Source organism: Lentzea aerocolonigenes (assembly GCF_000955955.1).
GTDB lineage: Bacteria > Actinomycetota > Actinomycetes > Mycobacteriales > Pseudonocardiaceae > Lentzea > Lentzea aerocolonigenes_A.
In genome coordinates, this window is the sequence record NZ_JYJG01000625.1 from 1 (window position 1) to 383 (window position 383).

General features: G+C 65.0%; 1 protein-coding gene. It reads right to left on the bottom strand.

Translation table 11 applies throughout. The features are described 5' to 3' along the window. Positions 1 to 383, bottom strand: a 383-nt coding sequence (locus UK23_RS47995) for a glycosyl hydrolase 53 family protein (protein ID WP_045318556.1), incomplete at both ends; no start/stop codon positions are given.

The following is a 383-nucleotide window of genomic DNA, read 5'->3' on the forward strand; positions in this document are numbered from 1 at the left end:
CCGCTGTTCTGCTCGTTGCCGATCTTCACCCAGCCCGGCGTCACACCGCCCGCCTTGAGCAGCTTCAGCGAGTCGTCGACGTAACGGCGCAGGGCGTCCCGCATCTGCGAGTAGCTCATGTTCGCCCATGCTTTCGGCGGCCTCTGGACTCCGACGGAGTTCCACGTGTCGCCGAAGTGGAAGCCGAGCAGCACCTGCATCCCCGCGTCACGGCAGCGCTGGGCCATCTTCACGGTCTCCTGGATGCTGCAATGGCCGTCCGTCGGGCTGTTGGACGGGTTCACCCAGGTGCGCAGGCTGATCGCGGTGAGGCCATAGCTCTTCAGGATCGTGAACAGGTCCTGCCGCTGGCCCGACTTGTTCAGCCAGTAGTAGCCGTTGGC